The organism is Photobacterium pectinilyticum, from assembly GCF_024357955.1.
Classification (GTDB): domain Bacteria; phylum Pseudomonadota; class Gammaproteobacteria; order Enterobacterales; family Vibrionaceae; genus Photobacterium; species Photobacterium pectinilyticum.
The window spans coordinates 1-11,252 of record NZ_JANEYT010000119.1; the positions used below are offsets into that span (position 1 = coordinate 1).

Annotated in this window: 10 protein-coding genes and 4 tRNA genes; 1 reads left to right on the forward strand and 13 read right to left on the reverse strand. The window is 45.8% G+C overall.

The features are described 5' to 3' along the window. Positions 1 to 2: 2 nt before the first annotated feature. The 13 genes from NHN17_RS24415 to nrfB all read right to left on the reverse strand — a co-directional run bounded on the left by NHN17_RS24415 (position 3) and on the right by nrfB (position 9,135). Positions 3 to 76, reverse strand: a tRNA-Cys gene (locus NHN17_RS24415). Between the two features lie 71 nt (positions 77 to 147). Next, a tRNA-Cys gene (locus NHN17_RS24420) sits at positions 148 to 221 on the reverse strand. Between the two features lie 71 nt (positions 222 to 292). Next, positions 293 to 366 (reverse strand) — tRNA-Cys (locus tag NHN17_RS24425). Positions 367 to 437: 71 nt separating this feature from the next. After that, a tRNA-Cys gene (locus tag NHN17_RS24430) sits at positions 438 to 511 on the reverse strand. A 334-nt stretch (positions 512 to 845) separates the two neighbouring features. Then, positions 846 to 1,739: a sugar kinase gene (locus tag NHN17_RS24435; RefSeq protein ID WP_373689594.1), complete on the reverse strand. Its 894-nt coding sequence runs from the start codon at positions 1,737 to 1,739 to the stop codon at positions 846 to 848. Positions 1,740 to 1,963: 224 nt separating this feature from the next. Next, positions 1,964 to 2,350: an SMU1112c/YaeR family gloxylase I-like metalloprotein gene (gene gloA2, locus NHN17_RS24440; RefSeq protein WP_255045272.1), complete on the reverse strand. Its 387-nt coding sequence runs from the start codon at positions 2,348 to 2,350 to the stop codon at positions 1,964 to 1,966. A gap of 427 nt (positions 2,351 to 2,777) precedes the next feature. Next, a complete protein-coding gene (locus NHN17_RS24445; protein ID WP_255045273.1) occupies positions 2,778 to 3,398 on the reverse strand; it encodes a hypothetical protein in 621 nt (206 codons plus the stop codon). A 356-nt stretch (positions 3,399 to 3,754) separates the two neighbouring features. Next, on the reverse strand, positions 3,755 to 4,222 hold the full coding sequence (locus NHN17_RS24450; RefSeq protein ID WP_255045274.1) for a cytochrome c-type biogenesis protein: 468 nt from the start codon (positions 4,220 to 4,222) through the stop codon (positions 3,755 to 3,757). Further along, positions 4,215 to 4,775, reverse strand: a complete 561-nt coding sequence (locus tag NHN17_RS24455) for a DsbE family thiol:disulfide interchange protein (RefSeq protein ID WP_255045275.1) — start codon at positions 4,773 to 4,775, stop codon at positions 4,215 to 4,217. Before NHN17_RS24455 ends, NHN17_RS24450 begins: the two co-directional genes overlap by 8 nt. Before the next feature lie 58 nt (positions 4,776 to 4,833). Then, positions 4,834 to 6,807 (reverse strand): heme lyase CcmF/NrfE family subunit, encoded by a 1,974-nt coding sequence (locus NHN17_RS24460; RefSeq protein WP_255045276.1) that lies wholly within the window; start codon positions 6,805 to 6,807, stop codon positions 4,834 to 4,836. Positions 6,808 to 6,873: 66 nt separating this feature from the next. Next, the gene (nrfD, locus tag NHN17_RS24465) at positions 6,874 to 7,833 is read right to left on the reverse strand and encodes a cytochrome c nitrite reductase subunit NrfD (protein ID WP_255045278.1); all 960 of its coding nucleotides are present in this window, start codon (positions 7,831 to 7,833) and stop codon (positions 6,874 to 6,876) included. Beyond that, a complete protein-coding gene (gene nrfC / locus NHN17_RS24470) occupies positions 7,830 to 8,519 on the reverse strand; it encodes a cytochrome c nitrite reductase Fe-S protein (protein WP_255045279.1) in 690 nt (229 codons plus the stop codon). The genes nrfD and nrfC overlap by 4 nt, the downstream gene beginning before the upstream one ends. A 10-nt stretch (positions 8,520 to 8,529) precedes the next feature. Next, positions 8,530 to 9,135: a cytochrome c nitrite reductase pentaheme subunit gene (gene nrfB, locus NHN17_RS24475; RefSeq protein ID WP_255045280.1), complete on the reverse strand. Its 606-nt coding sequence runs from the start codon at positions 9,133 to 9,135 to the stop codon at positions 8,530 to 8,532. Between the two features lie 545 nt (positions 9,136 to 9,680). Between nrfB and nrfA the strand changes: the two genes are divergently transcribed. Beyond that, on the forward strand, positions 9,681 to 11,120 hold the full coding sequence (gene nrfA, locus NHN17_RS24480) for an ammonia-forming nitrite reductase cytochrome c552 subunit (protein ID WP_255045282.1): 1,440 nt from the start codon (positions 9,681 to 9,683) through the stop codon (positions 11,118 to 11,120). Positions 11,121 to 11,252: the final 132 nt, after the last annotated feature.

Here is an 11,252-nt window from a genome sequence, read left to right on the forward strand (position 1 = left end):
TATGGAGGCGCGTCCCGGAGTCGAACCGAGGTCCACGGATTTGCAATCCGCTGCATAGCCACTCTGCCAACGCGCCAAATTATGCAAACTCACCTATACGGCGGTTTGTTCGGTTGCTACCACCAACAAGGCAATAAAACCTGAATATGGAGGCGCGTCCCGGAGTCGAACCGAGGTCCACGGATTTGCAATCCGCTGCATAGCCACTCTGCCAACGCGCCAAATTGTGCAAACTCACCTATTTGGCGGTTTGTTCGGTTGCTGCCACCAACAAGGCAACAGAACCTGAGTATGGAGGCGCGTCCCGGAGTCGAACCGAGGTCCACGGATTTGCAATCCGCTGCATAGCCACTCTGCCAACGCGCCAAATTGTGCAAACTCACCTATTCGGCGGTTTGTTCGGTTGCTGCCACCAACAAGGCAACAGAACCTGAGTATGGAGGCGCGTCCCGGAGTCGAACCGAGGTCCACGGATTTGCAATCCGCTGCATAGCCACTCTGCCAACGCGCCATCAATTTTCTTCTTACCACTTGATTTCGGCCAATGCCGTTGCGGTACGGAGGTGTAATTTACTGATTTTCCGGGATGAGTCAAACAAAAATACAATTACTTGCGTCAACTGAACAATTTCCAACACATCAAGCCAAAAATCGACCTCTTCCGTATGGAATACCATCAATTGCTGGATTGAATTAGAAAAATTGATAGCAGCAGAAGCCGATCACTTTGCTATATGCGCTGCAAGCAAAAAGGCCAACACAGGTGGGCAAGTGACAGATACAATTTCGAGGCGAGATACCCCAGTTATTCACTCACTAATTCGTCCACTTCTTCCTAAAATCTTTTACATTAAATCGTTCATTGCATCTGCCGGGATAATTGCACCGTGGTGCTGAATAACAATTGAAGCTAATTGATGCCCTAATTCTGCAGATGCCGATTCACTGCCACCACTTAAGCGACCAGCCAAATACCCAGCAGCAAAGGAGTCCCCGGCCGCGCAGGTATCAATGACTTTATCCACTTTGTTGGCCGCGATGTAAGACTCATGCGGATCGGCAGATTGCAGTTGGCTAACGACCAGACAAGGTTCGCTACCTCGTTTGATCACCACTTCCTGACACCCGAAGGATTGGCAACAATCAATAATATCAACCTGTCCCCAAACTAAGTGAGCATCATCTTCAGTGATCAATGCAATATCGACAAACGGCAGAACTTGTGAATACCAATACTGGGCTTGTTTTGTGGTCCACAATTGAGGGCGGAAATTATTGTCAAATAAGACTTTTCCACCTTTATCTTTGTGTTTTTCCAGCAAGGTAATCAAGGTCGCTTTAGCATCATCAGCCAAAATCGCCAAGCTGATCCCACTGATATATAAGGCATCGAATTCATGATTTTCGATAGCTTTCTCAAGCGGTGATATATCACTGGCAAAATAAAATTTAGCGGCGCTATCGTTACGCCAATAGTGGAAATGACGCTCACCGCTCGGCTCGGTTTCAACTAAGTAAAGACCCGGTAGCTTATTTTTCAATTTGCATACCATCGACGTTTCGATATTTTCATGCTGCCAAGCATTCAACATGTCCTGACTGATATTATCAACACCCAAGGCCGTAGCGTAACTGACAGCGATATCACGGCTCGTGCCCAAACGTGACAAGTACAGCGCTGTATTAAGCGTATCGCCGCCAAACGTCCGTTGTAGTGGTTGGCCACTAAGCTCAACCATACACTCACCAAAAAAAGCAATTTTCACACTGCCACCTTTATATTTATTCGAACTGTTATTAAAGCGTAATTGAAGATGCAGCCCTTACATCACAACAAAGGCCTGCATTTTGACAAGTTTTAGAAGATTATTTTGCAGTCGCTGGTTCAGCGTTGATACTTGGCAGGCGGCTCCTTCTTAACCATGGCAACAGTAATAATCTGGATAAGTAGTTGATCAAGTATTTATGTAGGTTGGTAAAGCTCTAGCGGTAACCCATCCGGGTCTTGAAAGAACGTATATGCTTTTCCTGTATATTCATCAATCCGGATTGGCTCGACCTCTACTCCTCTCGATTCAAGATAACCAACGACTTGCTCAACCGAGTCCACCACGAATGCTAAATGGCGCAGCCCCCTCGCTTCTGGGAAGCTGGGTCTTTGTGGCGGGTTAGGAAACGAAAACAGCTCAATCTGGCTGTTATCTGGCAGTTGTAGATCCAATTTCCATGAGTCCCTCGCCTCACGGTAATGCTCGGCCAGCACGGTTAAGCCAAGAGTATCAACGTAGAATGCTCTGGACCGGCTATAGTCAGAACAGATAATTGCAGCATGATGAATAGCCTTTAGCACTTTTTCCTCCTTATATACTTCAGCCAAATACAATGTAATTATTAATCTTCTCACAAAAGGCATTTACATCAAAATAATGCTTATATGTTGTGCGGGCTGTCCGTAATAATCAAATACTATTTATACCAATCTACATAAATATTTGATCAGTCTTGCAGGTTAAAATCGCTGTTCTCTGCGTTAGATATTTTGTAATTAGAGCCACTAGTTACTGCAACCTCCGCCTTGATAACAACGAATTTTCCTGCGCAACCTATAGATCAACTACTTATCAAGATTGGTATAACACGGATAAATGATCAAAAAAGGGGAACTCATTAAGTCCCCCTTGCTATTTATATTGACTAAATCAGAATAACTATCAAAGGATAATAAAAATAAGTTGCTATTCCCCTGACTACAGTATTTTTCCTGCCATCATAACTGTCTAGTCTTTACTTGAGTTGCCACTCTCGAACTTTTTCGTATAGTTTCCAGCCTTACTTTTCGACCTCACCACTTTACGAACAGAAGTACGTACTTTCTTCAGTTTTTGCAGTTTACTTCTAACGTTTGTGAATGTGTCTAACTCTTTCTTTTCACTTTCAGAGAGTAACTCTCTGTTATGATTAGATATTAATCTAAACAAATGAAACTTAGTGACTTTTTTTGCGAGTAGCCAGCCTGGTGATAAACGGTGACGACGTAATGTTACTCGCTCAAAATCGACCATAGACACTTTGTTATTATCAATCAGAAGGTCACGTTCAGGAATTGCATGACGCGCAACACCTGCTTCCAACATATTATCTACCAGCTTCCTTAGTTCTTTGAGACTTTGAGTGGAAAGTTGGTCTTGGTTACCGCCAGCAACACGGGACATAACAACGGTACTATTGCGATGGCTAATAAGTTGAGGAAAGCCATCGACCCCTTTTAATCGCTGAAGAGCCTTTTTTTCTCGCTTAAAGCGCTTTTTATAACCAGGCCTTTTTTTAAAGGTCTTAATAACTTCCTTTTCGCCTATAGAAACATGCATCTTGCTTGTTTCGTAAACTGATATAGACATATTCGTCCGATTTATTTGATAAAGAAAAACATTAATCCAGAGACACTATCTATCCATCTTTATCTTATCAGTACGCTCACTGTAAATAAATGTAACTTTTAATGAGAATATACAAACACAGATCAAATCAAGAACAATGCAACAACAAGGAAGGAGCAAATAATACCAACACCCAACAAAGTGTTATCATTTGTAACTTAAGAAAAACTGAAAGATACACTTAGCATTTAACGAAAAAGTAAAACTTATATTTTTATCTATAGATCGAAGGCACACACTTATTAATAATATAAATGACAGCCTGATGAAATCGTTTATTCCCCCTTCAAGCAATTAACAAAAATTTATCATTTATATTAATTGCGTTTTTGGCGACGAATGGTCACCCAAATAATTGAGCCGAATAAACCAAGCAATAAGAAGGGGCCTCCCCACAACAGGTAGGTTTGCGGGTTTAAACGTGGTTTGTACAGCACAAAGTCGCCGAATCGCGAGGTCATATATTCAATCACATCGTCGTCACTCTCTCCAGCATTGACCATATGATAGACCTTGAGCCTCAGGTCTTTCGCCACCGGCGAATTAGACTCGATCAGATTCTGGTTCTGGCACTGAGGACAACGCAAGCGACGTGATAGTTCGATAGCCCGCCGTTGTTCAGCACGGGAGCGAAACTGGAAAGTCTCGACAGACTCGACCAACTCCGCATCTGCGGCTACAAAAATTTGGTCTGTTTTTGCAACTGCTGGTACGCTCGCGACCAATAAATACATGCTGATAACCACCAGCAATAACTTCACTCGACAAATCACTTCCTTACCCATTCGTTCTCTTTTCCTGTTGCACTTCTTCCTGTTGCAAAAGCTCGATCACAGGTACGAATTCCCGCAACCATACGCCTTCTTCCAATGCACCCAGATAGCGGTACCGGATCATGCCACGGCTGTCGATCAAATAACTTTCCGGCGTTCCATATACACCCAAATCTAATGCGAGTGAACCTTTAGGATCATACAGCACCGCTTGATAGGGGTTGCCGCTCTGAGTAAGCTCACGCAATGCCGACTGACGGTTATCGCGATAATTAAGCCCCACAATCGACATCTCACCTTGTTGTGCTAACTTCATGAGGAACCCGTGTTCACTTTTACAAACAGCACACCAAGAAGCCCAAACATTCAATAACTGCAATTTTCCGATAAATAGTGTTTCATCAGCGGCAACGGAGGAATCCAACTGCTGCAAGCTAAAAGCTGGCATCGGTTTTTCTTCAAGCTTGGGAGCATGCCCTTCTTGACTGAATGTCATTGCCAAACTGATGATCACAAGCATCACCACAACAACAACTAGCGGAAGATAACGGCTAATCCCTTTCATTTCATGTACACCATTGGTTCTTGCCTACCACTCGTTCCTTACCATGACTTCCAAAGCATTACTTCCAAAGCACTATCGTTTCAATTATTTTAGGCTGCAGCTGTTTGTGCGACACTCGTTGACTCGCGAGGCTAAACACCGCCATGACCCCACCTATCATCATTAAAATACTGCCCAACCATAGCCAACGTACATAGGGTTTATATTGGATTCGAACCGCATAGTCAGTACGGTTGAGCTTTTCGCCCAGCGTAATATAGATATCACCATGCCAAAACCAAGCAATACCCGGTTCGCTCATATTCATAGTACGCACGGTGTAGTGGCGACGCTCAGGACGGATAGTCGCAATCAACGCATCCTCTTTGGTCACAATGATATTCGCTTGCTCTGCCGTATAGTTCGGCCCAACCAACAAGTCTGTCTGTTGATAGGTAAAATGGTACTGATCGAGGGTGACGCTGTCTCCCGGCCCCATTTTGCTGCTGATCTCCTGATCATAGAAGCTGACCAAGGTCGCCCCGATAATTGTTGCCGCAACCCCCGTATGGGCAACGACCATCGCCGCCTGCTTCCATACAACTCCCTTCATACCTTTCGCACGTCTTGCATGGATTCGAATATACATCGCCTGGACGGCGCTTGAGGTAATCCAAATCGCAGTCATGAATGCCAAACACACGGTGATGTTCACCCCTCGCTCAAACATCACCGAAAGAGCCACCCCCAATACAATGGATACCGACATTGGTGCCAACGAACGGGTGATCACATCATCCAACCCAACCTTATGCCAACGTACGACGACACCTAACCCCATAAACAGGAACAAGATAAAGCTCATCGGGGCAAACATCGAGTTGAAATACGGTGCGCCGACCGAAATATTGCCCAAGCCTAATGCTTGGAATATCAATGGATAAAATGTTCCCAGCAACACGGTTAACATCGCGACCACAAACAAGCTATTACCCACCATAAACATGGCTTCTTTGGTAAAGAACCCAAACTTGGCGGCAACAAAGTAACGACCCGATCGAATGGCAAACAGTGACAAGGCCACAATAAGGATTAATGCCAGCATGGCCAGCAAGGTCACACCGCGAGTTGGGTCAACAGCAAAAGCGTGAACCGACGTCAATACACCGGATCGAACAATAAAGGTGCCGAGCAAGCTGAGGGAAAAGGTCGCGATGGACAGCAATAAACTCCAGCCTGATAATGCCTTGCGGTATTCAGTGATCATCAAAGAATGGATCAACGCTGTCCCGGTCAGCCATGGCATCAAAGAGGCGTTTTCTACCGGGTCCCAAAACCACCAGCCTCCCCAACCTAGCTCGTAATATGCCCACCAAGAGCCCAGTGCAATACCGCCAGTTAAAAATACCCAAGCAGCCAGCGTCCATGGTCGGCTCCATTTCGCCCACTCACCTTTACCGTGATCGCCCGTTAACGCCGCAATAGCAAAAGCAAAACTGACCGCGAAACCGACATAACCCAAGTAGAGCATTGGCGGGTGGAAGATCAGCCCGACATCTTGCAGCATCGGATTTAAATCACGCCCTTCAAGCGGGGTCGGGAACAACCGCTCGAACGGGTTTGAGGTAAGCAAAACAAACAGACTAAACAGGAGGATCAGGCCAGATAGGGTTATGAGTACCCTTGCAATAAAGGCTTCATCCAATTTCCGGCATGCTCTGGCAACACAGGCTGCCCACAAGGTAAGGGAAAATAACCAAAACAGGAATGACCCTTCATGCCCCCCCCATACAGCAGCTAATTTGAAGAAAATCGGTAGTTGGGTATTGGAGTGATGAGCAACATAAGCGATTGAAAAGTCATCCAGCGCAAAACTCACGCCCAACAAGACAATCGATAGGCCAATAAAACCAAAGGCGCCATAACTTAATGGCCAAGCGTAGCGAGTAAGGTATGAATCCTTTCTAACTAATCCTACTGCAGGAACAGTGGCACCAAGCAAGGCAAACACCATACCGAGAATTAACGAAAAATGTCCAACTTCAGGGAGCATCTATATTCCTTGTTACTAAATCGCCACAGCGTTAACTGTGGCGATTCTATTCTTTGTTACATCAACCTATAAGGTTGTCATTTGCCCAGCATACAGCACAAACGTACGTAGCATCAGTACACCGATCAAACTTAGTGTGGTCACCAGCATAATGAAGGCTTTGTTGTGCTTGATACCGGCAGGACTAACCGCATTCAGTCCCAATGGCACCAGCATCCCCATGCCGATCACTCCGTACCAGAACCAACTGGCCCAGAAACCGCCACCGATCGCCGACAGTGCTGCTACCTGGCTTTGCCCTCCACCGAAGTACAAACCGGAGAAGAAAGCAAAGATAACGAACAACTCAAACATCACCACCGGACGCTCAAACTTGTGAACCCAGCTGACACTCGCACTCTTCGCCGACTCTTTGAAGAACACTACGCCAAACAACAAGCAAGCGGCCGCACCGGAAGACAAACTCGAGAACAGGAACAATATAGGCAATACAGGGTTATTCAGCATCGGGTAGGTTTGTAGCGCTGATAGCAGGAAGCCGGTGTAGGCTGCCAGTAACAATGCCAAGAAGCCCAAGAACAGCTCAATACTGTTTTCAAAGCGCCCCAATACCTTCATGACCTTACCGACAATCGGCAATCTATCACCCAGCAATGCCAACAGTTCGTTCTTGTAGATAATGGCAATCCAAGCAAACAATACAACCATATATACTTGGAATAGCACCACACCCATCGACATCACTGACATTGGGTTATAGAAGATCATTATCTTCCAGAACGACCACGGCTTGGTCAGGTGAAAAACCAGAATCAACAAGCCGACAATGATCCCAAATGGAGCCAGAATCGCTGTTGCCTTGATAATACCATTGCTCGCCGGATACCCTTCGATCACCTTACGTTTTAGGTAGATGGCAATCATGACGGCACCGGCTGACATCCCAGCGAGGAACAGGTAGACCGCAATGATCCAGTCCCAGACCAGCGAGTCAAAATAAAAGGCATCTGCAAATGTTGTACTCATCCTTTTATCTCCCCTTTTCCATGTGGCACCTTGTACAGCTTAGGCTGGGTGCCGAGCTCGACTTTTTGTCGGTAAACCGGCTTCTGTGTGATCATCTGACTGATTTCACTCGTTGGATCATTCAAGTCACCAAATGTCAGTGCCTTGGTTGGGCACGACTCCACACAAGCTGGCTGCTTGCCTTCCTTAAGGTTGGTTTCACGACAGAAGTCACACTTATCTGCCGACTTGGTTTCCGGATGGAAGAAGCGCACCTGATACGGACAAGCGGCTAGGCAATAGCCACAGCCGACACACTTAAAGTTATCCACGGCAACAATGCCCGTTTCGTCATCCTTATAGGCCGCTCCAGTTGGGCAGACATGAACACATGGAGCGTTATCACAATGCTGACAAGAGATACGGGTAAACTGATAGTCAACATTCGGGTATTCACCCTGTGGCTCACTGCGGACGATCTCCAGTCGCGAGACTCCTTCAGGCACATTATTAACTTCACGGCAGGCATCAGTACATGCCGTACAGCCAATACACAAGGTTTCGTCATGGACCATACCGTAACGCTTCACACCATCTTCCATGGTAGCCGCCAAAGATTTACGGCCCACTAAGTTTGAGGCTCCCACCCCAGTAGTGAAGATGACAGCCCCGGCACCAGCCAGGAAGTTACGTCTTGAACACGTCATAATCTCTCCCCTACTCTTTTTCTTTTATCTGATCAGAGTGGCAATCGACACAAAGCTTGATTCTTGGCTTTCTCTCGATACCTTTCATTGGATCAGACGTTGGGTGGATGTTATGGCAAGAAGCACACGAGAGATCGAGCGCATGAACATCATGTGTCCAATTCACTTCACGCAGATTCTCTGGCTCATGACAATTCACACAGGTTTCGTTTTGCTGAGTGATCCAAGCAACATCAGCCGCCGGCTTTTCACTACCAGCTACAGATTGTGCTGGTGCAAATTTCGTTACCTCTGATGCGCCATTACGGTGATCGTTACCCACATTGCTGTGGCAATCGACGCAAGTCACATCACGATTTGTGTGCGGATTAATAGCGGTGCTGTGCGCACCTTTAAGAACGTCTTGTTCATCTTTATGACACTGGGTACATGCGTAATCCCTGTCCCGGTTGAATTCGACGACATGCCTGCCGGACTCCGAAGTAGTAACAGAAGGGTTGGCTGCTGTGGCTTCTGTGCTCTGGGAGTCTGCGGCAACATTGATTGAGAAACCCCAAATACACATAGCGACAAACAACGTCAACATGCTATTCAGGGCTACTTTATGATTGCCCATTTTTCACCTTTTAATCGTCCACAATTACTTTTAATTTCAAAAAGTAACCGGTGCTGATATTACAAATTAGGCACAATAGTGCCCGTTTGATTTCCGCAATTAATAATCCATTGCATTTGAAATCAATTCTTATTTGCATCAACTTTAAGCCACAACGCTCAACAAACTTATTAAACTATATTTCAAGGTGTGAAAATATGCGACAAATAACAAATACACCAAAAGTAGCATTGAATATGGTTATTTCCTGATTTAGATCAATCTCAAAGTCATGCTAAGGTGTTGTTTTAAAATAACATTAAGAACAAAACCCGATGTAATCACAAAAGGTTATGTAAATACCCCTTTAGGGTTATATGCGTAAATTGTTAATCTACTTCGCGTTATTCATTTTTAACTTTTGATCCAAAACAAAAAATAAATCTCTTTTATCTCGTTATTTCCCCTTTCTGATATTCTTATTTAGAACTCTAATTCTGTTTGCATCGAAAGCCGCTCTCACAACGCTTGGCTCTACTTACAACAAGAATTATGGAGTGCACATCGTGAGTAATAAATGGACGAGAAATACTGCCGCTGTTGCAGCATTACTGTCTGCAATATTTCTTTCTGGCAATGCGTTTGCTACTGAGCAACCCGCTGAAAAAGAAAGAATTGAAGCACGCAACGAAGCTTTTGCCGCTGCCCATGCAGACCAATACAAAACCTGGGAAACAACCAAAGAAAGCGAACAGATCGAAGATGCCCTTGAAGGCGATCCTAATATGGTCATCCTTTGGGCTGGCTATGGCTTTGCCAAAGACTACAACAAAGCCCGTGGCCACTTCTATGCAGTAACGGACGTTCGCCAAACCCTACGTACCGGCGGCCCACAAGACGAAAACTCTGGCCCAATGCCAATGGCCTGTTGGAGCTGTAAGAGCCCTGACGTTGCCCGAGTCATTGACGAGCGCGGTGAAGATGGCTATTTCGACGGTAAATGGGCCCGTTTAGGTTCAGAGATCAACAACGCCATTGGCTGTGCAGACTGCCACAATACTAATAGCGAAGACTTCAAGCAAGGTAAGCCAGCCCTCGCCTTGTCACGTCCATACGCCGCCCGTGCGATGGAAGCGATTGGCAAGAAATTTGAAGATGGCTCTCGCCTTGACCAGCAAGCGCAGGTATGTGGCCAGTGTCACGTTGAATACTACTTCCAGAAAGAGAGCAAGAACGCAGTGAAATTCCCATGGGATATGGGAACCGGCGTTGATGAGATGGAGGTGTACTTCGATAATATTGGCTTTAGCGACTGGACGCATGGCCTTTCTAAAGCTCCAATGATCAAAGCGCAGCACCCAGAGTATGAAACATGGCGCGACGGCATTCACGGCAAGAACAACGTAACGTGTATCGACTGTCACATGCCGAAGGTACAGAATGAAGACGGCGTCGTCTTTACCGATCACAAGATCGGCAACCCGTTTGACCGTTTCGAAGATACTTGTGCCAACTGTCATACTCAAGACAAAGCAACACTGCAAGGCATCGTTTCTACTCGTAAAGCACAAGTGCTAGAAATGAAACTTCGTGCCGAGAAGCAAATTGTTGCCGCTCACTTCGAAGCAAAAGCAGCATGGGATGCAGGGGCTACTGAGGAAGAAATGAAGCCAATTCTAGCCGATATTCGCCACGCGCAATGGCGCTGGGACTACGCAATTGCCTCTCACGGTGTTCACATGCATGCACCAGAAGTTGCCCTACGCGTTCTCGGTACTGCGCTAGATAAAGCTGCTGACGCCCGTGCTAATGTGGTCCGCCTACTAGCAACCAAAGGCATTACCGATCCAGTTGAAATCCCAGACATCTCTACCAAGCTAAAAGCTCAGCAAGCACTAGGCATGGATATGGATGCAATGAACCAAGAGAAGGAAGACTTCTTGAAGACCGTTGTGCCTAAATGGGATGAGGAAGCCAAAGCTCGTGAAGCGAGCTATGACCAATAATATTTAAAGGCTTAAATCAATAAGCAACGCCCCGACAAGTCGGGGCGCTTTTTTAATACCAACCTACATAAATATTTGATCAGTCTTGCAAGTTAAAATCGCTGTTCTCTGCGTTAGATATTTTGTAATTAG

Bases quoted from the DNA above. Each gene is read 5' to 3' on its own strand.
- NHN17_RS24435 (WP_373689594.1), bottom strand. From the start codon at position 1,739: ATGGTTGAGCTTAGTGGCCAACCACTACAACGGACGTTTGGCGGCGAT.
- nrfC (WP_255045279.1), bottom strand. From the start codon at position 8,519: ATGACGTGTTCAAGACGTAACTTCCTGGCTGGTGCCGGGGCTGTCATC.
- NHN17_RS24450 (WP_255045274.1), bottom strand. From the start codon at position 4,222: ATGGGTAAGGAAGTGATTTGTCGAGTGAAGTTATTGCTGGTGGTTATC.
- nrfD (WP_255045278.1), bottom strand. From the start codon at position 7,833: ATGAGTACAACATTTGCAGATGCCTTTTATTTTGACTCGCTGGTCTGG.
- NHN17_RS24460 (WP_255045276.1), bottom strand. From the start codon at position 6,807: ATGCTCCCTGAAGTTGGACATTTTTCGTTAATTCTCGGTATGGTGTTT.
- NHN17_RS24455 (WP_255045275.1), bottom strand. From the start codon at position 4,775: ATGAAAGGGATTAGCCGTTATCTTCCGCTAGTTGTTGTTGTGGTGATG.
- nrfB (WP_255045280.1), bottom strand. From the start codon at position 9,135: ATGGGCAATCATAAAGTAGCCCTGAATAGCATGTTGACGTTGTTTGTC.
- NHN17_RS24445 (WP_255045273.1), bottom strand. From the start codon at position 3,398: ATGTCTATATCAGTTTACGAAACAAGCAAGATGCATGTTTCTATAGGC.